The sequence below is a fragment of the Shewanella sp. LC6 genome, assembly GCF_006385735.2.
GTDB lineage: Bacteria > Pseudomonadota > Gammaproteobacteria > Enterobacterales > Shewanellaceae > Shewanella > Shewanella xiamenensis.
This window is the reverse complement of the sequence record NZ_CP043902.1, coordinates 978468-1001949: the sequence shown is the minus strand read 5'-3', so window position 1 is coordinate 1001949 and position 23482 is coordinate 978468. Positions and strand designations below refer to the sequence as shown.

23 protein-coding genes are annotated in these 23482 nt (G+C 44.0%); 9 read left to right on the top strand and 14 right to left on the bottom strand.

The features are described from left to right. Positions 1-19: 19 nt before the first annotated feature. Both FJD32_RS04515 and FJD32_RS25235 read right to left on the bottom strand, forming a co-directional pair. Entirely contained in the window at positions 20-892 is an 873-nt protein-coding gene (locus tag FJD32_RS04515; RefSeq protein WP_037422284.1) for a DMT family transporter, read from the bottom strand. A gap of 192 nt (positions 893-1084) precedes the next feature. Then, on the bottom strand, positions 1085-1237 hold the full coding sequence (locus FJD32_RS25235) for a DUF819 family protein (RefSeq protein WP_140907011.1): 153 nt from the start codon (positions 1235-1237) through the stop codon (positions 1085-1087). 97 nt (positions 1238-1334) lie between these two features. Here FJD32_RS25235 and FJD32_RS04505 point away from each other — a divergent pair, with 97 nt between their 5' ends. Further along, positions 1335-2543: an IS4-like element IS10A family transposase gene (locus tag FJD32_RS04505; RefSeq protein WP_001206290.1), complete on the top strand. Its 1209-nt coding sequence runs from the start codon at positions 1335-1337 to the stop codon at positions 2541-2543. Here FJD32_RS04505 and FJD32_RS04500 read toward each other — a convergent pair. The 3 genes from FJD32_RS04500 to FJD32_RS04490 all read right to left on the bottom strand — a co-directional run bounded on the left by FJD32_RS04500 (position 2527) and on the right by FJD32_RS04490 (position 5689). Next, positions 2527-3645: a DUF819 family protein gene (locus tag FJD32_RS04500; RefSeq protein ID WP_140906569.1), complete on the bottom strand. Its 1119-nt coding sequence runs from the start codon at positions 3643-3645 to the stop codon at positions 2527-2529. The two genes, FJD32_RS04505 and FJD32_RS04500, sit on opposite strands and share 17 nt — an antisense overlap. Positions 3646-3661: 16 nt before the next feature. Next, positions 3662-4546, bottom strand: coding sequence for a LysR family transcriptional regulator (locus FJD32_RS04495; protein WP_140906570.1), 885 nt, complete (start codon positions 4544-4546; stop codon positions 3662-3664). Positions 4547-4660: 114 nt separating this feature from the next. Beyond that, complete coding sequence (locus FJD32_RS04490) at positions 4661-5689, bottom strand: porin (protein WP_240199989.1); 1029 nt, start codon at positions 5687-5689, stop codon at positions 4661-4663. Positions 5690-5917: 228 nt separating this feature from the next. Between FJD32_RS04490 and FJD32_RS04485 the strand changes: the two genes are divergently transcribed. Then, entirely contained in the window at positions 5918-7687 is a 1770-nt protein-coding gene (locus FJD32_RS04485) for a flavocytochrome c (RefSeq protein ID WP_047539441.1), read from the top strand. Positions 7688-7844: 157 nt separating this feature from the next. Here FJD32_RS04485 and kdsA read toward each other — a convergent pair whose 3' ends face one another. From kdsA to FJD32_RS04465, 4 genes are all read right to left on the bottom strand, one after another. Beyond that, positions 7845-8693 (bottom strand): 3-deoxy-8-phosphooctulonate synthase, encoded by an 849-nt coding sequence (gene kdsA / locus FJD32_RS04480; RefSeq protein ID WP_140906572.1) that lies wholly within the window; start codon positions 8691-8693, stop codon positions 7845-7847. Positions 8694-8757: 64 nt separating this feature from the next. Beyond that, complete coding sequence (locus FJD32_RS04475) at positions 8758-10005, bottom strand: DUF819 family protein (protein ID WP_037422269.1); 1248 nt, start codon at positions 10003-10005, stop codon at positions 8758-8760. A 142-nt stretch (positions 10006-10147) separates the two neighbouring features. Then, positions 10148-10936 (bottom strand): tetratricopeptide repeat protein, encoded by a 789-nt coding sequence (locus tag FJD32_RS04470; RefSeq protein WP_140906573.1) that lies wholly within the window; start codon positions 10934-10936, stop codon positions 10148-10150. Beyond that, positions 10936-11331: a SirB2 family protein gene (locus FJD32_RS04465; protein WP_037422264.1), complete on the bottom strand. Its 396-nt coding sequence runs from the start codon at positions 11329-11331 to the stop codon at positions 10936-10938. The genes FJD32_RS04470 and FJD32_RS04465 overlap by 1 nt, the downstream gene beginning before the upstream one ends. Positions 11332-11448: 117 nt before the next feature. Here FJD32_RS04465 and FJD32_RS04460 point away from each other — a divergent pair, with 117 nt between their 5' ends. Continuing rightward, positions 11449-11862, top strand: a complete 414-nt coding sequence (locus FJD32_RS04460) for a GNAT family N-acetyltransferase (RefSeq protein ID WP_140906574.1) — start codon at positions 11449-11451, stop codon at positions 11860-11862. Positions 11863-12003: 141 nt separating this feature from the next. On the opposite strand, the gene prmC is transcribed toward FJD32_RS04460, so the two are convergent. From prmC to hemA, 3 genes are read right to left on the bottom strand one after another with little or no spacing between them, the layout of a single operon-like run. Next, positions 12004-12864 carry a peptide chain release factor N(5)-glutamine methyltransferase gene (prmC, locus tag FJD32_RS04455; RefSeq protein WP_037427846.1) on the bottom strand — a complete coding sequence of 287 codons (861 nt, stop codon included), beginning with the start codon at positions 12862-12864 and terminating at the stop codon, positions 12004-12006. A 2-nt stretch (positions 12865-12866) separates the two neighbouring features. Further along, on the bottom strand, positions 12867-13958 hold the full coding sequence (gene prfA / locus FJD32_RS04450) for a peptide chain release factor 1 (RefSeq protein ID WP_037422256.1): 1092 nt from the start codon (positions 13956-13958) through the stop codon (positions 12867-12869). Positions 13959-13972: 14 nt separating this feature from the next. Next, positions 13973-15223 carry a glutamyl-tRNA reductase gene (gene hemA, locus FJD32_RS04445; protein ID WP_037422253.1) on the bottom strand — a complete coding sequence of 417 codons (1251 nt, stop codon included), beginning with the start codon at positions 15221-15223 and terminating at the stop codon, positions 13973-13975. A 254-nt stretch (positions 15224-15477) separates the two neighbouring features. On the opposite strand from hemA, the gene lolB reads away from it, so the two are divergent. The 3 genes from lolB (at position 15478) to FJD32_RS04430 (ending at position 18039) form a co-directional block, all read left to right on the top strand. Next, positions 15478-16122 carry a lipoprotein insertase outer membrane protein LolB gene (gene lolB / locus FJD32_RS04440; protein WP_088586711.1) on the top strand — a complete coding sequence of 215 codons (645 nt, stop codon included), beginning with the start codon at positions 15478-15480 and terminating at the stop codon, positions 16120-16122. Position 16123: 1 nt separating this feature from the next. Then, a complete protein-coding gene (gene ispE / locus FJD32_RS04435; protein WP_140906575.1) occupies positions 16124-16978 on the top strand; it encodes a 4-(cytidine 5'-diphospho)-2-C-methyl-D-erythritol kinase in 855 nt (284 codons plus the stop codon). 113 nt (positions 16979-17091) lie between these two features. Next, positions 17092-18039 (top strand): ribose-phosphate pyrophosphokinase, encoded by a 948-nt coding sequence (locus tag FJD32_RS04430; protein ID WP_037422243.1) that lies wholly within the window; start codon positions 17092-17094, stop codon positions 18037-18039. Positions 18040-18213: 174 nt separating this feature from the next. Here the strand turns inward: FJD32_RS04430 and FJD32_RS04425 are convergent, their stop codons facing one another. After that, entirely contained in the window at positions 18214-20076 is a 1863-nt protein-coding gene (locus tag FJD32_RS04425; protein ID WP_055647718.1) for a methyl-accepting chemotaxis protein, read from the bottom strand. Positions 20077-20480: 404 nt separating this feature from the next. Between FJD32_RS04425 and FJD32_RS04420 the strand changes: the two genes are divergently transcribed. From FJD32_RS04420 to FJD32_RS04410, 3 genes are read left to right on the top strand one after another with little or no spacing between them, the layout of a single operon-like run. Beyond that, positions 20481-21014, top strand: a complete 534-nt coding sequence (locus FJD32_RS04420; RefSeq protein ID WP_037422238.1) for an RNA polymerase sigma factor — start codon at positions 20481-20483, stop codon at positions 21012-21014. Continuing rightward, positions 21014-21592 carry an anti-sigma factor gene (locus tag FJD32_RS04415; protein WP_037427854.1) on the top strand — a complete coding sequence of 193 codons (579 nt, stop codon included), beginning with the start codon at positions 21014-21016 and terminating at the stop codon, positions 21590-21592. Before FJD32_RS04420 ends, FJD32_RS04415 begins: the two co-directional genes overlap by 1 nt. Next, entirely contained in the window at positions 21589-22545 is a 957-nt protein-coding gene (locus FJD32_RS04410) for a DUF4097 family beta strand repeat-containing protein (RefSeq protein WP_037427855.1), read from the top strand. The genes FJD32_RS04415 and FJD32_RS04410 overlap by 4 nt, the downstream gene beginning before the upstream one ends. An 84-nt stretch (positions 22546-22629) precedes the next feature. Here FJD32_RS04410 and rsuA read toward each other — a convergent pair whose 3' ends face one another. After that, a complete protein-coding gene (gene rsuA / locus FJD32_RS04405) occupies positions 22630-23319 on the bottom strand; it encodes a 16S rRNA pseudouridine(516) synthase RsuA (protein WP_037427857.1) in 690 nt (229 codons plus the stop codon). Positions 23320-23482 lie beyond the last annotated feature (163 nt).

The window sequence follows — 23482 nt, the reverse complement described above, 5'->3', positions numbered from 1 at the left end:
TATAAAACAGCTCAAATACTCATCCCCACATCACGAGTATGGCAGCAACTGCAATGAGTGCTAGACCAAGCATTTCTTTTATTTTTACGCGTTCCTTCAACCAGAATGCGGAAATCAACATCATAAAAAAGATTTCCACTTGGCCTAAGGTTTTCACATAAGGGACAGTTTGTAACGACATCGCACTGAACCAACCAATAGATCCAAAACAACTTGTAGTACTGGTCAGCAAGGTTAACTTAGGCCGTTGTAACAGGCCGATTAATGTTTCTTTATCCTTTAAAACCAAATAACTGGCTAGCACGATTGTTTGCAGGCTAATCACCAACAACAACACCCAAGCCGCACTATGAGGAAAACCGACATCTAACCTCAAACTAGCTTCTCGCACCCAAAGCGAAGTCAGCGCAAAGGCGCTGCCACTGGCAATGCCCAGTATGACGGTACTAAGGGAGAGCTGCCTAAGCCCCTGCTTAGCACTCAGCAAAAATACAGCGATACCGCCCAAGATAACCCCAGCCCAGCCGAGTAAGGATAAATGGGTTCCAAAGAACAATGTTCCTAAGATTGCCGCGACTATTGCCTCACTCTTAGCAAGCCCGGCACCAATAGCAAAGTTTTGCTGCTGGAATAGCTTAACCATCAGGCCGGTCGCAAGGATCTGCATCATGGATGCGCCGATAATAAAGCCGAAAAATTCCGCCGTAAAATGTGGTAAGCCGACATTATTCCAAAGATATAATAGTGCAAGATACAAGGCCGCAATTGGGCCTGCCCAAATAAACCGCGCTAAGGTGACGCCCGCGACCTTAACCTCTTTACTCAGTTGGCTCTGAAAGGCATTGCGCCACGCCTGCATAAACGCAGCGAGCAAGGTAAACAAAATCCACATAAACCTATTTCCACCAAAGCATGTTCTCTTGCTTCGACGCAAAAGATAAGACAAGCATCATACCCCACATGGAAACATTAGACACGACACAAAGACTGATAAATGCCTTTGAGATCATACGCTAGTATGGTCATCGATTAAATAATCGCTATAAAAACGAATAGAAAATATACATAATAATTTGATTATTAATTATGGATGTATAAATTGCATGAAAGAGCCAATAATTGATGCAATAAATGACGCCCATGTATAACCCAACACAGCCATTAAAACCGCGATAGATCCTAATTTAGGATGGAAAGCACTCGCGACAACAGGCGCTGAAGCTGCGCCCTGAAGAATCCCCTGATGATTTACAAATAAATCATCAAATTAGGGTGGAAGCGCATCTTGTTGCATGATCAAATGGTTTCTCCAAAAACTACACTTGGACAACAAGATGCGCGAAGCCAATATCCTACAACATTCTTTACACCAATACTGCCCAGAACTTCACCTAAAACGATTAAACAGCTTGATGCTGGCCTCTAAGGCACTGATTGAATGTAAGACACTGACCTTGACTGAGTTAGGTCGAAATTTACCAACCACGGCCCGAACCAAGCACAACATCAAGCGCATTGATCGTTTGCTCGGCAACACGCATCTGCATCAAGAACGGTTAGCTGTCTACCAATGGCATGCCAGCCTCATCTGTTCTGGTAACCCTATGCCGATTGTGCTCGTCGATTGGTCAGACATCCGAGAGCATAAACGCATCATGGCTCTGCGCGCCTCAATAGCCTTCAATGGCCGCTCTATTACCCTGTATGAGAAGTCCTATCCCCTATCAGAACAATGCTCTAAGGCCTCCCACAACGGTTTTTTAGCGGACTTAGCCAAGATTTTACCTTTGCATGTTACCCCTCTCATCGTGACTGACGCGGGGTTCAAAGTGCCTTGGTACAAAGAGGTTGAGGCGCATGGTTGGTTTTGGCTAAGCCGTATTCGCGGTACAGTTCAATTTGCAGATATTGGCGCTGAAAATTGGCGTGCAGTTCGCAGTACACATGACTTGGCCAACGGTCAAGCGAAGAGCCTGGGTTGTAAGACCTTGACCAAAACTAACCCTATCAATTGCCATCTCACGCTTTATCGTAGCAAACCTAAGGGGCGTACAAATCAGCGTTCAACGAGGACTAATTGCCACCATCCATCGGCAAAAACGTACTCAACATCGGCGAAAGAGCCTTGGGTGTTAGCCAGCAATTTACCACCAGAATCTCGGAGCCCAAAGCAGCTGGTAAACCTGTACGCCAAACGTATGCAAATAGAGGAAACCTTTCGTGACCTCAAAAGCCCGGCATACGGCTTTGGCTTACGCCAAAGTCGTACCAACAGTCCAGAGCGATTCGACATCATCCTACTGATAGCGTTGATGGTTCAATGCCTGTTGTGGCTAGTTGGTTTACACGCACAGCAACAGGGCTGGGATAAGCATTTTCAGGCCAATACCATTGGGCATCGAACGGTACTCTCAACGATTCGCTTGGGATTGGAGGTACTCAGGCGGCCTGATTATCAAATCACGGAGAAAGAATTGCTGGCGGCCTGGGTATTATTCGCCAATCAGTTGCTCAAATATGGCTATGCTATGGCTGATTTATGAGGGGATCCTTCAGAGCTGCGCCCCCAATATTACACTGACTTGCAATAGCAAAATACAATATGGGCAGTTTAAAATATAAACAAAATAATAGTAGAATAATTATATGAGTAAAAAACCAAATCAACCCAATAATAAAATAGTAGAATATGGATTGAAATGAAGCAAACTCAATATTTAATCCAATATTCATAATCATAAAGTACAGCAAAAAAAATGAAACAAACCTGACTTGTTTAACAAACACATGTCTTGCATAGGTCATGGAGAGTAAAATACCTAAAAGTGTTGACAAAATCATAGACCAAAAGAAACTTGACCCTAGGTTATAATGCAATAAATAAGGAAAACAATTATTCACTGTTAGGGATAAAAATTCGGAGACCGAATGACAAAACAAAAAAATAAATAATGAAAAAGAAATGAGTAACATACAGCCAATAAAATGTTTTTTGCCATTTAACCTTGTTATATCATCTTCAATAAAAACAGGTAAATTGTTCAAATCAGCATCCAACATTCTATCAATCGCTTTTTGTTTTTTAGCCAAAAACAACAAAATAGCCATCCATACGCCAGAAAAAACCACATTTATCGTCATCATTACTGCAAAAATGGCCTCGCCAACTTGATGAATTTCTTTGACTACAAGTTGGTTTGCTGTACCACCCAACCAGTTCGCCATTAATGTTGCCATGCCACGCCATGCTGCATCGCCACCTTGCCATAAAAGCTCTTCTGGAAATAATTTAGAGCCAATCCATAAACTAATTGGCCCTCCAATACAAACACCAACAGTTCCGATGAAAAACATCAATAAAATCTTTCCACCGACTGACTTTAATGTAATAAAATCCGTACTCACAATTAGCAAAAATAAACTAAATGGAATTAAGTGCGCTTTAAAATAGTCATCAACACTTGACCTACTTGCATCTACCACATTAAAAAAACTAAATACAGCAGGTAAGGTATAGCAAATGAACATGACAGGAAAAACACTATAAAAGCGTTTAAAAAAAAGACAAGATGAAGAGTTTGAATATAACACAACGACAAGAAGTGAGATTAAAAACATAACGATTCCACATTCTGAAGAAATCATTTATTTCACCCACTTTCTAACTAGCATTATTTAAAAAATTCAAAAAAATATTAGACTGTAATGAAAGCTCATCAGACTCTCGCTGGATTGACCAGTAAGTGCGTTTATAATCCCATCCTTTCAAATCGATCAAACATAACTCCCCCCGCTCTAACTCTTCTTTTATAGCCACATAGGGTAAAACACTCAAACCTATACCCGTTCCAATTGCACGTTTAATCGCCCCAATAGTAGACATACAAATGTCATTTCTGACATACACGTTTAAACTTTTTAACAATTGAACAGCCCTAATATGTGACAGAGAGGACTCATGGTCAAAAACCCACAATTGTTCACTTAAAATATGACTAGAACATGCTTGCTTTGCTACAGGATGTGAGCACCCACTTACAATGCAAAGCTTATCTTGCATCCATTGCTCGCATATTAGATTTCTACTTGCCGGCTTGGCATCAATGAAACCTAAGTCGATTTCTTTTTCTGATACCATTTTTTCAATCACCAGACTATTCTCTATTATGAGTTTAATTTTTACGTCTGGATATTTATCTTTAAATAATGGGATCTTTCTGGATAAAACATAGTTACCAACCGTTTTACTGCTACCGATCACTAAACAACCTTTAACCCCATCCTCAGCAAAATTAAAAAGCTTCTCTAATTCATTTCCCTTACTAAGCATTTCATTAGCATAAGGCAGAATAATTTTTCCATGGGCATTTAGCTCCAAGCCACCACCAGCTCTTTCAAACAGTCGACATCCTAGCGAGTTCTCTAATTCTTTCAGAGCCATACTCACTGCAGGAGTTGACATGTGCATCAGTTTTGCCGCTTTTGAGATCTGCCTCTCGGTACAGATAGCCTTAAAGATCATTAACTGCCTTAACGTAATGCGCATCTACATCCCCAATAAACTCCAGTTGGAACAAGATAAATGAAAGATACATTTTTTAACATGACTGATATCTAATTTTAATAAAGCGGTCTATTAGACCGCTTTATTTGATATGTTCTAAAAAAGGTATCTTGTTGAAAACGAAATCAAAGTATCGTCAAATTCATTATTACCTTTTGAATCTGAGTACTCGCCTTCAAAGTAGCTTACTGCTGCACCAAATGTTAATTCCTTCATCAGATTATAATCGACACCAATTGAATATTGACTCGCATCACTATTATTTAATGTTTTAAGATCTGCACCAGCATTTTTGGTAATTTTCCCCAGACCAGCATCATCTTTAAGGTACTGAAACTTGAAATCATATTTATTAACAGGAATACTCATACTTAATAAATATGAATTGCCTTTAACATTTTCATAAATACTGGATTTAGAATACTGATATATCGCCCCCACTTTTATAGATGAAATAGAAACACCAGCAACAACTCTTGTTGCCTCTAACAAATTTAGTCCATCAGCATAGGCAAGAGAAAGATAACTATTTCCTTTTTTAAATGAAGGATCACCATATACTATACTAACAGCATAATTGTTTTGATTGTCAGCAAGCATTGGATTTTTTTGATTAAAATCATCATCGAAAGCATATGTAATGCCAAGAGACATGCCTGCAACTTTTGCAGTATTGATCGTGACTAAATCACCTAACCGGTCATTACCTGCAATAATCATATTCATATCACTTGATGTAATATTGAATAGATCGACTTTACCTTCTGAAGTTTTGAATACAGTATCATTTCGCCCAAAAACGACACTACCATATTTAACCTTAAAGCCTAAATATGAGTTACGCGGTTTAAAAATATTTGTATCATCATTATCAAAACTTTCAACTCCGGCTTCGAACTTATATATCAAACTAAAATCTTCATGCACATCATAATCACCTTTAATTCCAACGTATGAGGCAAAATTCTCAAGTGAAAAACCATTAACCTTTTCATTACCAGAAATACCATGACTAGAGTTTGATACACCAAGCCACAATCTCCCATAAAAATCTAAGGGCTCAGATAAAGCTTGATTAGAACAAAGTAATAAAGCAACAGGCACAAAACAATTGGTATATTTCATAAATTTCATCCTTTAACATAAAAACGTAATTATGCTAATTCTATGTTAAAGATTCCGTTTGAACTTTAATCACACCTCTAATATAAAAATGATTAATTAAAAATTATTTAAAACAATTTCAATTTTATTTAACCACAACAATTTATTGCGCAACATCACCATTTAGCAATTAATAAAAAAATATCATAAGTGATGATTACCTCAATAAAACTATAATTGGAGAATTATATGAAGTTAACACTTTTAAGTTTTGTCTTGTGCTCCATCTTTTCTACAGCATCTTGGGCTGCAAATGACAAAAATGATCTGGCCTCTTTTCATAAAGAAATGGGAGGATGCAAGAGCTGCCACACTCAACCTGGCAAAGTATCTGACAGTGAAACTTATGAAAATCAGCAATGTAAATCATGTCATGGTGAATACAGTGCTTTGGCTAATCCTAAACTAAAGCTAGATCCTCACGCATCACATTTAGGTGATATTAACTGTACAAGCTGCCATAAAGGTCATGAAAAACCCAAATTATACTGTAATGAGTGCCACTCATTTAAAGGGCTTGAGATGCCTTTTAATAGTGCACAATCTAAAGAACCATGGGATAAAGGTTGGGACAATGATGCAATCAGCAAGGCGATTGCAGCTGGTCCAAAAGAAACGACGGATGTCATTGTTGTCGGAGCGGGAAGCGCAGGGTTTAATGCTGCTATCGCAGCGAAAAAAGCAGGAGCGCAAGTAGTATTACTCGAAAAAGGCCCATTTAGTGGTGGTAACTCTATGCTTGCAGCTGGCGGTTACAATGCAGTAGGAACTGCTCAGCAAAAAGAACATAAAGTGGATGATAAAATTGAATGGTTTGTTGAAGACACAATGAAAGGTGGTCGCTATGCCAATGATCCAAAGTTAGTGCAAATATTAGCTGAGCAATCTGCTGATGGTATTAAATGGTTAGAATCTTTAGGTGCAAACATGGATGACTTAAAACGCTCAGGTGGCGCAAGAGTTGACCGCACCCATAGACCCACAGGAGGTTTAAGCGTTGGTCCACATATCATTGATGTATTGAGAAAAGCTTCAGTAAAAGAAGGGGTCGATACTCGGCTTAATTCTAAAGTTGTCAAACTTGTGATTGATGAAGACCAAAAAATTGTCGGCGTAGTCGTCCATGGAAAACATTCTGGCCACTATATGATTGCTGCTAAATCAGTTGTTCTAGCAACCGGTGGATATGGTTTTAATAAGGAAATGGTCGCATTTTATCGTCCAACGTTTAAAGGGATGACTAGTTCTAATAACATTACTTCCACTGGTGATGGTATTGAGCTTGCCAAAGCAATCGGAGCGAGTATGACCGATATTGATTGGGTACAAGCTCATCCAACTGTGGGAAAAGATAGCCGCATTTTAATCTCCGAAACTGTTCGAGGGGTAGGTGCAATTATGGTTAATAAAGATGGTAATCGTTTTGTCAGTGAATTAACGACTCGCGATAAAGCATCCGATGCCATTCTTAAACAGCCTGAACAATATGCTTGGTTAGTCTTTGATAATGAGCTTTATAAAAAAGCTAAAATGGTTCAGGGATATGACCATTTAGATATGCTTGAAAAAGCAAATACAGTTTCTGAACTTGCTAAAATTACAGGCATGAAAGAAAGCTCATTAGAAAAAACGGTTTCAAACTACAATCGTTATTTTAAACAAGGTAAAGATGAAGAGTTTGCTCGCGAACAAATGCCATTGCCACTAGAAAAGGCGCCTTTTTATGCCGTAAAAGTGGCTCCTGGTATCCACCATACTATGGGTGGTGTCGCCATTGATACCAAAGCTGAAGTGCTCGATATTCAAAGTAAACCATTAGTCGGCTTGTTTGCTGCTGGCGAAGTCACAGGTGGTGTACATGGGTATAATCGCTTAGGTGGCAATGCCGTTGCAGACACTGTGATTTTTGGAAAAATTGCAGGCACTAATGCGGCAAAACATGCGTTAGAAACTAAGTAACTCAAGCTCAGATGTACTAGTTCAGAGAGGCGTGGGAATCGCCTCTCGTCACATCTCATCGCAAGCTTTATTCATCATGATTATTGGCAATCAATTTATTGCCTGACTTCAAAAGCTCCCCAGCTATTTTTGAGAGGTTAATTTAACCTCTCTTTTTTTACTTGCTGGTATCAATTGGCTCGAAGGATTTGACTAAATCATCCATCGCTTTCATCTGCTTCAGATAATTTTCTAACTGGTGCAAAGGTAACGCACATGGACCATCACACTTAGCGTTATCTGGATCTGGGTGAGCTTCGATAAACAGACCTGCTAAGCCTAATGCCATGCCACTACGGGCTAATTCAGTCGCCTGAGCACGACGGCCTCCCGCTGAATCAGCACGGCCACCTGGGCGTTGCAATGCGTGGGTGGCGTCGAAAATCACCGGATAACCCGATTGCTTCATCTCGTCCATACCCAGCATATCTACTACTAGGTTGTTGTAACCGAAGCATGAACCACGTTCACACAGGATAATTTCATCATTACCCGCTTCATTAAACTTAGTGATGATATGGCGCATTTCGTGGGGGGCTAAAAACTGCGGCTTTTTCACGTTGATGATAGCGCCCGTTTTCGCCATCGCGACAACAAGGTCTGTTTGGCGCGCTAAGAAAGCTGGTAATTGAATAATATCAACCACTTCAGCTACAGGCGCACATTGGTAAGGCTCATGCACATCGGTAATGAGTGGCAGATTGAAGGTCTTTTTGATTTCTTCAAAAATCTTTAAGCCTTCTTCCATGCCTGGACCACGGTAAGAGTTGACAGAAGAGCGATTAGCCTTATCGAACGATGCCTTGAAAACATAGGGGATCCCCAGTTTTTGAGTCACTTCGGCATAGGTTTCAGCAATCGACATCGCGAGATCGCGAGACTCAAGCACATTCATGCCACCGAATAGCACAAAAGGTTTATCGTTTGCAATTTCGATTGAACCTAACTTTATGGTTTTATTACTCATCGCAACATCTCTCTCAAATACTAGACTCTGTCCAGCGGAAAACTGAATATTGGCACTAGAGCGACTATACCGCAACTAGCTGTAAAATTTGGCCACAAATCCAAGCCATATACGTTCCTAACACATAACCAAATACGGCTAACAGCACCCCGACGGGAGCTAATGCAGGGTGAAACGCAGCAGCCACAACGGGCGCTGATGCCGCGCCGCCCACGTTAGCCTGACTACCTACCGCCATATAAAATAATGGCGCTTTAATTAGCTTAGCAATCAACAACATAAAGCTAGCGTGCACAATCATCCAAATAATACCCACTAAAAAATATAATGGTGTATCAAGGACTTTGCTTACATCCATATGCAAACCAATGGTCGCCACTAGAATATACAGGAAAGCCGATGCAACCTTAGATGCCCCCGCAGCCTCCAAATGGCGCAAAGGACTAAAAGACATCGCTAAACCTATGGTGGTTACAATCACCACTAACCAGAAGAACTTCGAGGTAAAACTGTAGTCCTCGGTCCAAGGATAATTGGCCTCAAAATACGGGCCGAGGAAATCGGCAGCAATATGGGCTACGCCCGTAATACCAAATCCAACTGCCACGATTAGCATAAGATCACGTAGGCTTGGAATGCGCGCATTTTCAGCGTGATACTGCTCAACTTTGTTCTTTAAAGTTTCAATCGCCGTCGTATCCGCACCAGTTTTAGCATCGATTTCCTTGGCCTTTGACGCCATAAACAACAATACCGCCATCCAAATATTGGCCACAATTACATCAACTGTCACCATCACGGAGAAGATATTGCCACCGACTTCATAAATTTCTTTCATCGCCGCTTGGTTAGCACCGCCGCCAATCCAGCTACCCGCAAGGGTCGTCATACCGCGCCACACCGCATCAGGGCCATCAACACCAATCAGCGATGGCTCGATCAATGACACCAGGAGTAAAGCAATCGGGCCGCCGATGACAATACCGATGGTGCCCGTTAAAAACATGATCACAGCCTTGGGCCCAAGTCCTAAGATGGCTTTTAAATCCACGCTTAAAATCAACAACACCAAACAGGCGGGCAATAAATAGCGAGAAGCAACAGGATAAAGCTGTGATGTATGGCCATCAATCACCCCAAAGGTGTTTAGCAATGAAGGCAAGAAATAGCAGAGTAATAACGCTGGGATGAAACGGTAAAACTTTTGCCAAAATGGATGACTGCTCGTACTGGTATAAAACACAAATCCCAGAATCGTCGCTAAAATCCCCAGCGCTACCGCGTCATTGGTAACTAATGCCGTACTTGCCATGTGTGTTCTCCCTGTTTGGTACAGTTGTTATTGTATTTATGCTAAAAACTGCCGTTTGCAGTTAGTGGGCAAACTTCCCATTCGCCCGGTTAGTTATTGTTTTAGAAAAACAAGAAGAGCCTGTAAGGCTCTCCTTTAAGATTTAATGATAGATTTCAGCGTGTTCACTGAGTTCTTTGAGCTGCATCTTAACGATTTCGATAACAGGATCGTGTGGGCTGTTATCGACAAAATGTTGTAGATCGGCCGCAGCAACATTAATGCATCCAAGTTGCTGCGCAATAAAAGCGCGCTCACGGTTCAAATGCACATCATCGGGATGCCACTGAAGCAACAAGTTACAACACTCCATCGCCGCCTCAAATTGATGGGAAACGATACAACCCGCCTTAAGCTCATGCAGCATGCGCGAAATCAGCTTCTTTACCGACGCCGCCTTTAAGTAACTTGGCTTAAGTTCAGCCGCATTACCCAACTCACCGCGCACTAACACATGCAGCTGGTGTTTCGTCAGCTCTTTACCCGTCAGCGGATCGTGATAACGAACAACGCCACCAACGTTACTGCGAAGCACGGTATTACCCGGTAATAGCAGGGCCTCGAGCTCTAAATCGAGCTGCTTGGCCAGTAGCATCAATACCGTTGCCAGCGTGGTGCTATTACCCTGTTTAGTGATAAGACAAGTGCCTAAGTCCGCCGCTTCGGTGCTGAAGTAATTATCGCGAACACAGAACCCCAAATCTTGATAAAACCAACGAAACAAAGCCGTTAAGCGTTGCTGTTGATCTACCAGATAATGACTTAATACGGCTCCAGCCAATTCAAACCAAGCCCATTTCGCCGCTTCGAGGTTTGAAAAGCCAAGGTGAGCACCTACATCCAATGCCGACTCGGGCAAAGAAATGCCATCTTGCAGAGTGTATTTACCCATTAACCCAATAATACCGCTTGTTTAAAATGCGCCAATTTAGCCGCGTAAACCAACCAACCTATAGCGCCGAGAAAGGCGAAAACTTTGAAAAGTTTGTTTCTGTTGGCTTTTATTGCAATTACACCCAAGGCAATATAAGCAACGACAGCGCCAATCTTTTCGGTCAACCAAGGATCCACAAAGGGATATTGCTTGATCATAAAGCACAAAGTTAAACCAGAAAGTAGCAAGAAAGTGTCAATCACATGGGGAGCGACTTTAAAGACCTTCTTGCCCATCAGTGCTGACTGACGTAAATGCAACACAAAACGAACGACAAAAAACAGCACACTCACGGCAATTAAGGTTAAGTGCAGGTGCTTAACAGCAGGATAAAGACTGTAAAAAGTTTCCATTGTGATACTTATGGCCAGTGACAAAGGCGCTAGTTTACCCTAATCATAACGCCAGACCAATGCCTAACACTCGAGATTCACAGACGGGCCCCGTCGCGCACTTTGCAGGAAACCATGATGAATTTAATGATAATTGACGATGAGTCCACCGAGTTTGCCGACACGGTAAAGCAAAAAATCGTCGAATTTAATCAGCAGCACTGGCAAACGCTGCAACGCCAAAACCTAGGCGTAAAGTTGCAGGATGAGCAAGGCACCTTACTTACGGGCTTAAGCGGCAAGACCTTCGGCAATTGGTTCTTAATCGACTATCTGTGGGTGGATGAAGCATTACGCCAGCAAAACATCGGCTCACGCTTATTACTCGAGGCAGAAAGCAAAGCCAAACAACGCGGCTGCCAATTTGTTCTGCTCGATACCTTAGATTTTCAAGCAAAACCTTTCTATGAGCGCCACGGATATCGTGTGCAGTGGGTACAGCAAGCCTATCCCGAAACCGGCAGTAAATTCTTTATGGTCAAGGTGCTGTAGCTTCTTAAAGATAAAATGTGATTTTAAGACGTCTTGTCATGATCTTATAAAGACTAATAATCTCAACAGATACATAGACAACAACGCCATTGACGGGTAATCAATGGCGTTTTTTGGCACTCAGCTGGATTGGAGCAAATATTAAATTCCAATCAATCCCATCCACTTACCCATAGTGCATCTATCGTTGCTGCCAAAATCCCGCACGGTAGCGACATTTTGGTAACCTAGCTCTGTGAGTTTTGCCCTGAGTTTTACTGCTTGTTCAAAACCATGCTCAAGCAATATATAACCATTGGGCTTTAAATAATCTCGAGCAGTTTTTGCAATGTAGTAAAGATCAGCAAACCCTTCATCGGCGGCGGTGAGCGCACTTTGCGGCTCAAAACGCACATCACCTTGATGTAAATGCTCGTCGGCCTCATCAATATAGGGCGGATTGGAAACAATTAAATCAAAGTCACGGGAAGTGATAGCGCTAAACCAATCGCTTTGTAGTATCTCAACCTGTTCAAGCTTCAGATTAGTGCGATTCGCCTTTGCCAGCGCGACCGCATCTTCCACTTTATCCACCGCGGTAATTTGCCACTCGGCGCGTTCAGAAGCCAAAGCCAGTGCAATCGCGCCGGTTCCCGTTCCCAGATCGAGCACTTTTGCGTGACTTTCAAGGGGTAGGTTGAGGGCGGATTCGACGAGGATCTCAGTATCAGGACGAGGGATCAAGGTCGTGTCATTCACAATAAAGGGCAGTGACCAAAACTCACGCTCGCCAACAATGTGAGCCACAGGTACGCCTTGCTGACGCCGTTGCACCATTTGCTGGAAACGTTTCCACTGTTCTACGCTCAAGGCTTTTTCAGGCCAAGTGTACAGATAAGCACGATTCTTATTGAGGCAATACAATAATAAAACCTCTGCATCCAAATGGGCGGATTCAGAGGTTGAAGCTAGCTGTACATAGGCCCATTGCAGAGCCTCGGCGATACAGGATTGATCAGCCAAAATTACCCCTGCTCATCAGCGAGTGCGGCTAATAAATCTGCCTGATGTTCTTGCATCAGCGGTCCTAAAATCGCATCCAAGTCACCCTCCATCACTTCGTTTAAGCGATATAGGGTTAAGTTAATACGATGTTCACTCACGCGGCCCTGCGGGAAGTTATAGGTACGAATCCGCTCAGAACGGTCACCACTGGCGACCAGACTACGGCGAGTTGACTCTTCAGCGCTGCGGCGTTTTTCATCTTCTACGGCTTGGATACGCGCCGCTAACACGCTCATTGCTTGTGCGCGGTTTTTATGTTGCGAGCGTTGATCCTGACATTCCACCACAATCCCAGTTGGAATATGGGTAATACGAATGGCGGAATCGGTTTTGTTAACGTGCTGACCACCGGCGCCCGATGAGCGGAAAGTATCGACCTTAAGATCGGCAGGATTAATGGAAATCGCTTCTGCTTCAGGCACTTCGTGCATCACCACCACAGTTACGGCAGAGGTGTGAACCCGGCCTTGTGACTCGGTTTCAGGTACACGTTGAACGCGGTGACCACCGGATTCAAATTTAAGTTTACCGTAGGCGCCTTCACCACTGACTTTAACGATGATTTCTTTAAAACCGCCATGCTCGCCTTCGTTCGAGCTCATGATCTCGAGCTGCCAACGGTTGGCTTCAGCATAACGGCTATACATACGGAATAAGTCGCCCGCGAAGATCGCCGCTTCGTCGCCACCCGCACCAGCACGAATTTCGATAAAGGCGTTAGTGTCGTCGTTAGGATCTTTTGGTAGTAACAGAATTTGCAGTTCGGCTTCGAGACGTTCAAGTTCAGCTTTAGCAGCCTTGATTTCTTCCTGCGCCATTTCACGCATTTCAGCGTCATCTTCTTCCAGCATTTCCTTAGCAGACTCGAGATCCGCCTGTGCCTGCTGGTAGGCTTTAAAGCCTGCAACCACTTCTTCTAACTGAGAATATTCTTTGGATAACGCACGAAAACGATCCTGATCGGCAATGACAGACGCATCACCAAGCAAAGCTAAGACTTCTTCGTTGCGCTCAAGCAAGCCTTCCAGCTTGCGGATAACGGATTCCTTCATTTAACTCGCTAACCTTAGTTTTTATCTAATCCGAGCGCTGTTCTTAACTGACCTAATGTATTCAAATCCCCCTGACGGCTCGCCACCGTGAGGGCTTGGGTGGGTGCGTGAATGAGTCTATTGGTCAGGCGATTGGCTAGTTCAATCAATACCTGCTCAGTGTCGCCCCCCTGCGCTAATTTATTCAGGGCGCGTTCCACTAACTCATCCTTTATCGCCATGCTCTGGCTGCGATACTCGCGAATACTATCGACCGACTCTAAAGAACGCACCCACTCCATAAAGAGGTGAGATTGTTCTTCAGTAATTAATTCAGCTTGCTCGGCGGCCTCCTTACGGGAAGCCTTATTCTGCTCAATAATGCTATGCAGGTCGTCCACTGTATACAGAAACGCATCGTCCAAATCGGCGACTTCCGGCTCAATATCCCGGGGAACTGCTATATCAACCAATAACATAGGTTGATGGCGACGCTGCTTTAGCGCTTTTTCTACCATGCCTTTACCAAGGATTGGTAGCGGGCTGGCGGTAGAGGATATCACGATATCGGCTTTAGGGAGAAAATCTGGTATCTGTGCCAGCGTAATTGCCGTGGCATTGAACTCTTCACACATGCTTTGAGCGCGCTCTAAAGTACGGTTTGCCACCACCATAGAGGCAACACCGTTATCCTTAAGATGCTTAGCTACTAGCTCTATCGTTTCACCCGCACCGATTAACAGTACCTTAGTGGTCGACAGCGAAGAGAAGATATGTTTTGCCATGCTCACGGCCGCAAAAGCGACCGATACAGCAGCGGCACCGATTTCGGTTTCGGTACGCACTTTTTTAGCAACAGAGAAAGTATTTTGAAACAAGCGGTCAATAGTTAAGGCGACAGTGCCGGCTTCTTTGGCTTTGACAAAGGCTTGTTTAACTTGACCAAGAATCTGCGGCTCACCCAGGATCAACGAGTCAAGACCCGAAGCAACGCGCATCAAATGCCTCACCGCCTCTTGTCCGTGATAATTGTAGAGGCAGGGCGCGACATCTTTATGCTCTAGGCCATGAAATTCTTCAAGCCATTCAATGATATCGGCCTCATCGCCATTGTTACAATACAACTCAGTGCGATTGCAGGTCGAGACGATAACGGCTTCACCGGAGCGCGTACGACTGGCCAGACTCTTCATGGCATCATGAATTGTGTCTGGAGAGAAGGCGACTTTCTCACGCAGGTCTACCGTGGCTGTTTTATGGTTAATACCGATTGCTACAAGGCTCATCTGACTCTTTTCTAGATTCTTGGCGTCTATCTTAATAAGGGCATTCTACTGAATTGGCCCAACTAAAAACAGAATACGCTTAACAAAACCGAATAAAGGTCTAACTTCTTACCTAAATTTTCTATCAATGATAGACAATTACCGATTAGCACGACTGAAGTTATCCCAAGTGACTGCCAATGGAAATTTTACAAATGGCATTGGTATTCTTTCCAAGCCCTCGTATCATAAGGACTTTGGTATATCAGTTATAGATGAATAATTTGAAGCGCTTCACAAAATCCATTTTCTCTTGTATCGCCTTGAGCGGACTATTGTTTTTAGGCGGCTGTGAAACACTGCCGCCTATGACCGATCTCAGCCCTATTACGGTCGATAATGCAGCCCAAGCTAAAGCGTGGGAGCTACAGGGTAAACTCGCTATCCGCACACCTGAAGATAAGCTCAGTGCCAATCTCTATTGGCGCCACAGCGAGGAGCGCGACGAGCTCACGCTCACGACGATGTTAGGTACTACAGTATTGACTTTGGAGGCGACGCCTCACTCGGCTCACCTACATATTGATGGCAAAGATTTTCGTGATAATAACGCCCAAGCCTTGCTTGAACGCGTCAGCGGCTGGTCCATCCCGATTAATGATTTGCCCCTGTGGATCACAGGACAAACTGGCAGTTTAGATCGTGTTATCGTCGTTGATAGTACAGGTCAAACTAAGCAACTGCAAAATGTGCAAACGCCACCACCTTGGTTAGTCACATTTTTAAGCTGGCAATCCCAAAGTGGCGCTAAGGTGCCTTACCAATTAACGCTCGAACGCGGTGATTTACAGCTCAAGCTTCAGCTCAATCAATGGCAAGCCTTAGGTAAACCCTCAATACTGCTCGGAGAAAAACCTTAGCATGTCCCAAGAGATTTCACGAAATTGGCCAGCTCCCGCCAAACTCAATCTGTTTTTGCATATCAACGGACGCCGCAGTGACGGTTACCATGAGTTGCAAACCCTGTTTCAATTTGTTGACTGTTGCGATCAACTCGACTTTCGAGTCACTGACACACCTGAACTGATTTTGCACTCGGACATGTCAAACGTTGTCGCGGATAGCGATAACTTAATTCTGCGAGCCGCAAAATCACTGCAACAATCTACAGGTTATCGTGGCGGTGCTGAAATCTGGCTCGATAAACGTCTGCCCATGGGCGGCGGTTTAGGCGGTGGCTCCTCGGATGCAGCCACCACACTTGTCGCCTTGAATCAGTTATGGAATACCCAATTGTCTCATGATGAATTAGCGGCAATTGGATTAAAACTCGGTGCCGATATCCCTGTTTTTATTCATGGTTTCGCTGCATTTGCCGAGGGAGTTGGAGAGTGTTTACAGACGGTTAATCCCGCTGAATTATGGTATTTAATCATTGCCCCTGACGCTCATGTTTCTACCGCAGCGGTATTCCAAGATCCGCAGCTGCCGCGTAATACACCTAAGCTTGGCATTGACACTTTACTGAGCCAACCTTGGAGAAATGATTGCCAAGAACTGGTCGTATCTAAATACCCTCAAGTTGCCAAGGCCTTAGGCTGGCTGCTAGAATATGCGCCGTCGAGAATGACCGGAACGGGCGCATGCGTGTTTGGGGAGTTTTCGTCGCAGCAGCAAGCTCTCGCAGCCTTGGCGAAATTACCGTCTGATATGCAAGGATTTGTTGCAAAAGGGATGAATATTTCGCCGCTCATAGTGCGACTCAATCGTCCATAAACTACTTTCTTCTAGAGCAACTTTTTTCACGATCGCCCACGGGTCCGCTCCCGTCCCCGCATCGTCGTTGCTCTAGCCACTAAAATATAAAGCAAACGCCTGAGGTTCATACAGTGCCCGACATCAAGCTCTTTGCTGGGAATGCCACCCCCAGTCTCGCTAAGAAGATAGCCGATCGTCTATTTTGTAAACTCGGAGACGCAGTGGTTGGTCGTTTCAGCGATGGTGAAATCAGTGTCCAAATCAACGAAAATGTACGTGGTGCCGATGTGTTTATCATCCAATCCACCTGCGCGCCGACTAACGATAACCTCATGGAACTGATCGTGATGGTTGATGCGCTACGCCGTGCATCTGCTGGTCGTATCACTGCTGTTATTCCTTACTTTGGTTATGCTCGTCAAGACCGTCGCGTCCGCAGCGCACGTGTACCTATTACGGCAAAAGTGGTTGCTGACTTCCTGTCTAGCGTCGGTGTTGACCGCGTTTTGACCTGTGATTTACACGCTGAGCAGATCCAAGGCTTCTTCGACGTTCCTGTTGATAACGTATTTGGTAGCCCAGTGCTATTAGAAGACATGGTTGCGAAGAAGTTAGATAACCCTGTGGTTGTCTCTCCTGACATCGGTGGCGTGGTTCGTGCTCGCGCAGTGGCAAAACTGTTAGACGATTCTGATTTGGCCATTATCGATAAACGTCGTCCACAGGCAAACGTTGCACAAGTCATGCACATTATCGGCGATGTTCAAGGCCGTGACTGCATTATCGTTGACGATATGATCGACACAGGCGGCACTCTGTGTAAAGCGGCTGAAGCCTTGAAAGAACATGGTGCAAACCGCGTATTTGCTTACGCAACTCACCCAGTGTTCTCTGGCAAAGCGGCTGAAAATATCACCAACTCAGTGATCGATGAAGTGATCGTCACAGATACCGTACCTTTAAGCCCTGAAATGCTGAAAGTGGCGAAAGTGACTCAACTGACGATGTCGGCTGTATTGGCGGAAGCCATTCGCCGTGTAAGCAACGAAGAGTCTATCTCTGCAATGTTCAGCCACTAATCTTACGGCACTTGCATAAAAAAACGCACCTCAAGGTGCGTTTTTTGTTTGCGCGTTTTAGCTTTGGTCTTAGTTTACATTTTAGGATTGAATCGACTTCTGCCTTATCCATCCACAAACGCGCCTCAAAATGCGATAGAAATGCCCCCCAAGGTGCGCCTCATGCATAATCGTCTAGATCTTAAAATGGCTCACAGCACTCACCAAATACTCGGCTCGGGTTCTTAACTCGTCCGATGCCGAAGCATTAGCATCGGCTGCATGGGAAGATTGCTCCGCGATATCGCGGATGACCACAACATTCTTATTCACTTCAGCAGCCACCATACTTTGCTCTTCAATTGCAGCAGCAATCTGCGTACTCATATCCATAATGTTTCGAACGTCATTATTGATAAGCTTTAGTAATTCCCCCGCTGCTGCGGCCTGCTCAGCACTCTCTGCACCTTGTTTTTGGCTCGCATCCATTAATTGCACAATAGAACGGGTTCGGCTTTGCAAGGTTTGAATAATATTAGCAATCTCCTGTGTCGATGTCTGGGTTCGCATCGCTAGACTACGCACCTCATCAGCCACAACAGCAAATCCACGCCCCTGCTCTCCAGCACGCGCCGCTTCAATCGCCGCATTGAGTGCGAGTAAGTTGGTTTGCTCAGCAATGCCGCGGATCACATCAAGCACACTGCCAATGGTTTCGCTATCGCGCTCAAGCTCGTCCACCACTGAAGCACTCGTATTAATTTGCTCAGATAACTGTCTAATTTTAAGAATCGTCTGCTCTACCTCAGTTTGCCCCAACTGAGCGTTATCATGGGTTTTACCCGCTTTGAGTGCCGCAAGCTCGGTCGTTTTAGCGATTTCATCAATGGTGGCGCCCATTTCGGTAATCGCGGTAGCCACCATATCGGTTTCGTTAAGTTGCTGCGCAACACCTTCAGAAGCAAGCATGGCATTCTCTGAGACACTCTTACTTGAGGTGTTGATAGTAGAGACAGAGTCAATAACCTGCTCGATAAGCTGCTGGAAACTGCCCACCATGCTATTGAAATGCTGTGCAATTTCGCCTAACTCATCTTGCGTTGATGCATCGCATCTTAGGGTTAAGTTTTTACTCACTTCGATGCGTGAAATAACCTGTGTAATGCGCGCAACGGGATTAATAATGCTACGGATTATTAAGTAAGTAATTATGCCGAGGATTAATGCAATCATCAGAAAGACAGCGATTCCAATATTCCTGCTGCTCTTTTCTGTATCTTCGATAGATTTGAGAGCAAGTTTATGCAGCTCATCAGCGCTAGATTCTGTTAATTTATTCGCGGCGATTAACTGTGCCATCGTGCCCTGTTTTTCATCTAAACCCAGTTGCTGCTCTTTACTAACGAGGCTTTTAAAGTCTTTTTGATATTGTTCGATCAATGCAACAATTTTATTTTGCGCATCAATATCTAAACTTGATGCCCTTAAGCTGCTATTAAACAAAGCAATATTGGCATCGAAGGTCTCGACATAGCTCATTTCGCGGCGCAACATAAAATCTTTTTCATTGCGTCTAAGCTGCAACATGGCAACTTGCAAAGAAAGTTGATCGTATTCCTTCAGCATGGATTCCACATTATGCACCGCAGTTCTTAAGGTGCCATAGAGACCTGTTTTGGGTGTTAAGCCAATTTCTTGTTGCAGTTGAACAACCTCATTAAAGGCCTGTTGATATTGATTTAAATTGCGGTCAAAACTTTCGAGGGAAGTAATAGGTACATCGTATTTTTTAAAGATTTTTTCAAGCTTAGGAATCATGTCATCAATTGAGGCATGAACTTGTTTATGTTTTTCAACATATTGAATATCTTTACGGCCAAAAAAGTCCTTTTCATTTTTACGCAGTAACAACACATCACGCTCAAGTTCGAGCACGTTTTGCGCCGCGTGGGAGAGTTCCGACTCAACTGAATTTGTATAAAGCTGCAATCCAAACATGGCTATCACGGCCGTTACAGATACGGCAGCACTGAGTAACAATTTCGAGCGGATTAACATAAAAAGCCCCTAATAAATAACATCTCTTAAAAAGATAGTTGGGAGTCACGTCTTTTACAGAAAATATTGTCCTGACATAAAAAGTTCATTTTTCATTTATTGTTTTATCCGCTTCTGAACTTTCTCCATCTTTCGATTCACATTAACAGCCAAGAAAAGTGTCTAACTATGGAAGTATAATCTGTGATTTTACTTTCATAGAGTTATCATTCAGAATACCAACTGGTATAAAACCTGTAAGTTCATAAACTTAACTCTAAATTTTTGCCGCTAATTTTACTATAAAACTCGAACAAGTGATGCTAAATGAACTGATAAAAAATTTATTTTTATCGGATACAAACCTTTTGTGCTTTTCAGAGCGTCCAATCTATAAACATTCACTCAGATGACAGGAAAAGGCTGTGACGGCAGGGAGACTCCCACTCAACAATGCAATGTCAGAATTTGACCTCATCACCTTGGCTAGCCAAGGTAATAGAGCCGCATTTAAGCAGCTGTATTTACACCATCATCCAAGGATATATGCCCTATCACTGCGATTATCTGGCCAAGCCTCGCAGGCAGAAGAAATCACCCAAGAGTGCTTTATTTTGGTGTGGCAGAAATTGCCGCAATTTAGGGGAGAGAGTCAGTTCTCCACTTGGTTACACAGTATTTGTGTAAATCAGGCACTGAGCTTTATCCGTAAGCAAAAGTCGTTTTGGGCACGTTTTATCCCAATGGAGAGTGACGATGAACATTCAAGCGCCGATGAACATTATCAAGGGTTAGACAAGTTGATCCTAAAACTGCCAGAGCGGGCGCGTATCGTGTTTGTACTCTGCGCGATTGAAGGCTATCAACATGAAGAAATTGCACAATTACTTGGTATTGCCGTGGGAACCAGTAAGACCCAGTACCACAGAGCCAAGCAATTACTACAGGAGATGCTGTAATGTCCTTATCTAATAATGCTCGCGAGGCCAAGCTCCAGCAGTTGATTGATGATGCTCCCAAAACACTAACGCCCGAACGGGATCTTTGGCAAGGCATCGAAAAACGTATGGATAAGCCATTAGCGTCGCAACCAGCGAGTCGCCAAGCGCCGCGACTACAAGGTGCGCAATGGGCGATTGCCGCAACTATAGTGCTGGCGGTGTTCTTCGGGTTCTACACTCAAGCTCCGGTAAAAACCTCGCTCCCAGAACAAATCGCCAGCCAAGCTGCGGATGATGAGCAAGTGCTGCAAGCTTTGCTAAGCCAAATAGCCCAGACACATCAAGCCCAGGTGACGAGCCTCGCACAGACCCCAACGGTAGTCGCTTGGCAAACGAGCCGCTTTAGCGCTCCGTTAGAGCAAGGCTTAGCGGAATTACGTCGTGCAGGCGAACAGATTTATCAAGCATTACAGGCTAATCCCACCGACAAACAACTTTGGCAACTCTGGCTTTGGGTGCAACAACGTGAACTCGATTTGCTACAACAAGGCCAAAAACTTCCGATTCAAAACTCAACACAAGGAAATAGCATATGAGCCATTTTACCCTCACGAAAACCAGTCTATTAGTGTCAACACTTTACCTTGGCCTTATGGGCAGCGTGTTCGCCGCTGAAAGTGTGGATAAGCAGTTACCCATTAGCAGCGATACTCTGCTGCAAATCAAAATCCAACGGGGCAGCGTGCAAATTCAAAGCTGGGATAAAAATGAAGTCAGCGTGACCGGCACTTTGGATGAGCTAAGCGAAGGTTTTGTCTTTGAGCAGAAAGGTAACAATCTGAATATCGAAGATAAAATGCCACGCCACTATAACGGCAGTGACAACAATGGCTCAAAGCTCACCATTAAAGTACCTAAAACCGTTAAGCTCAATGCCGATACGATTTCAGCTAATCTACAAATCAGCCAGACTCAAGGCGAGCTTGAACTCAATACCGTTAGTGGCAATATCAGCGCCGATAATTTAGGGGGTAATCCGACGTTACACACTGTCTCAGGCGATATCACCACCAAAGGATTAACAGGTAAAGTGATGTTAGATACAGTTTCTGGCGAGATTAAAGATTCTGAAAGCAAAGGCGAAATAAAATACCGCTTAGTCAGTGGCGATCTCAGCAGCCAAACCTTAGCCGACAAAGTCAACGTCGAGCAGGTTTCAGGCGAAATTAATGGCGACTTTAAAACCGCTAAAGAAGTTAATGTACGTACCGTTAGCGGCGACGCCCAAGTGTCGCTAGCCAAAGCCTTTAATAAAGCCAATCTTGAAAGTGTCAGTGGCGATATGACTTTAAGCTTTGCCGATGTGCCCGATGCCAGCTTCGAGCTCAATGGCGGCCCAGGCGGCAAAATCAAAAACAGCTTGAGCCAAGATGTGCCACAAAGACAAAAATACGTGCCGAATGAATCCTTAAGCTTCCAAACGGGTGCTGGTAGCGCCAGTGTGAAGATGGACACTATTAGCGGTAATCTGATCCTGAAAAAACAATAGCCTTATCAGAAAACACGAATTAGCGATAAAAATAGCAATAAAAATGCCGCTCATCAGGAGCGGCATTTTTTTAGCCAAACGGTGTTAAATCGAAGCGATTTCTTCGCTCGTCAGATAGCGCCATTCGCCTAGGGCAAGTTCGGAATCTAATTCAATTCTACCAATACTTTCACGATGCAAGCCAACCACATGGTTGCCCACCGCGGCAAACATCCGCTTTACTTGATGATACTTACCCTCGGTAATGGTTAAACGCACCAACTGTGGCTCAATGATTTCAAGCACCGCGGGTTTTGTCAGGCCGTCCTCGTTTCTAAGCTCCACTCCAGCGGCAAAGACGCCAATCAGACTCTCATCCACAGGCTCGGCTAACGTCACTAAGTAACGCTTGCCACAGTCTTTTTTGGGCGAAGTGATCCGGTGCGACCACTGGCCATCACTGGTGATAAGCACCAAGCCTGTCGTATCGGCATCTAAACGGCCAGCAATGTGTAATGTTTCAGGCTTTTCGATATCCAGCAAACTCAGTACCGATGGATAGGCTTCATCTATGGTCGAGCAAATCGTATCAACGGGTTTATTGAGCATAAGATAACGCTCACCAACGAGGGAAATAGGCTCGCCGTCGAGGCATACTTGCATCCCCTCAAGCACTTTAAAGCCTGAGTCTTTGACCACAACGCCGTCACAGGTAATCTCACCACGGTGTAAGGCTTTTTTAGCTAGGGAACGTGTAAGTGAGGTACTTTCACAGATAAATTTGTCTAAACGCACTTGATGACTCAACTTCAATAAATGAAAACTGACGTATTATGAGCCCAATCAATAAAAGGACAAAGCCTAAACTAAAACGACATCAGTGCGTCGGCGTAAATAAAATAAGTACCTACTAACTCGGTAATGCTTGCATACGGTATGTTTGCTGCTTTTTAGGTCA

What these genes read in the sequence shown, in the direction of transcription:
- FJD32_RS04465 (WP_037422264.1), bottom strand. Translation starts at nt 11,331, where the DNA reads ATGGAAACTTTTTACAGTCTTTATCCTGCTGTTAAGCACCTGCACTTA.
- FJD32_RS04490 (WP_240199989.1), bottom strand. Translation starts at nt 5,689, where the DNA reads ATGAAATATACCAATTGTTTTGTGCCTGTTGCTTTATTACTTTGTTCT.
- FJD32_RS04515 (WP_037422284.1), bottom strand. Translation starts at nt 892, where the DNA reads ATGTGGATTTTGTTTACCTTGCTCGCTGCGTTTATGCAGGCGTGGCGC.
- FJD32_RS04415 (WP_037427854.1), top strand. Translation starts at nt 21,014, where the DNA reads ATGTCCTTATCTAATAATGCTCGCGAGGCCAAGCTCCAGCAGTTGATT.
- kdsA (WP_140906572.1), bottom strand. Translation starts at nt 8,693, where the DNA reads ATGAGTAATAAAACCATAAAGTTAGGTTCAATCGAAATTGCAAACGAT.
- FJD32_RS04410 (WP_037427855.1), top strand. Translation starts at nt 21,589, where the DNA reads ATGAGCCATTTTACCCTCACGAAAACCAGTCTATTAGTGTCAACACTT.
- FJD32_RS04460 (WP_140906574.1), top strand. Translation starts at nt 11,449, where the DNA reads ATGAATTTAATGATAATTGACGATGAGTCCACCGAGTTTGCCGACACG.
- FJD32_RS04495 (WP_140906570.1), bottom strand. Translation starts at nt 4,546, where the DNA reads ATGCGCATTACGTTAAGGCAGTTAATGATCTTTAAGGCTATCTGTACC.
- FJD32_RS04485 (WP_047539441.1), top strand. Translation starts at nt 5,918, where the DNA reads ATGAAGTTAACACTTTTAAGTTTTGTCTTGTGCTCCATCTTTTCTACA.
- prfA (WP_037422256.1), bottom strand. Translation starts at nt 13,958, where the DNA reads ATGAAGGAATCCGTTATCCGCAAGCTGGAAGGCTTGCTTGAGCGCAAC.
- FJD32_RS04425 (WP_055647718.1), bottom strand. Translation starts at nt 20,076, where the DNA reads ATGTTAATCCGCTCGAAATTGTTACTCAGTGCTGCCGTATCTGTAACG.
- ispE (WP_140906575.1), top strand. Translation starts at nt 16,124, where the DNA reads ATGTCCCAAGAGATTTCACGAAATTGGCCAGCTCCCGCCAAACTCAAT.
- FJD32_RS04470 (WP_140906573.1), bottom strand. Translation starts at nt 10,936, where the DNA reads ATGGGTAAATACACTCTGCAAGATGGCATTTCTTTGCCCGAGTCGGCA.
- FJD32_RS04505 (WP_001206290.1), top strand. Translation starts at nt 1,335, where the DNA reads ATGCGCGAAGCCAATATCCTACAACATTCTTTACACCAATACTGCCCA.
- FJD32_RS04475 (WP_037422269.1), bottom strand. Translation starts at nt 10,005, where the DNA reads ATGGCAAGTACGGCATTAGTTACCAATGACGCGGTAGCGCTGGGGATT.
- FJD32_RS04500 (WP_140906569.1), bottom strand. Translation starts at nt 3,645, where the DNA reads ATGATTTCTTCAGAATGTGGAATCGTTATGTTTTTAATCTCACTTCTT.
- hemA (WP_037422253.1), bottom strand. Translation starts at nt 15,223, where the DNA reads ATGAGCCTTGTAGCAATCGGTATTAACCATAAAACAGCCACGGTAGAC.
- lolB (WP_088586711.1), top strand. Translation starts at nt 15,478, where the DNA reads ATGAATAATTTGAAGCGCTTCACAAAATCCATTTTCTCTTGTATCGCC.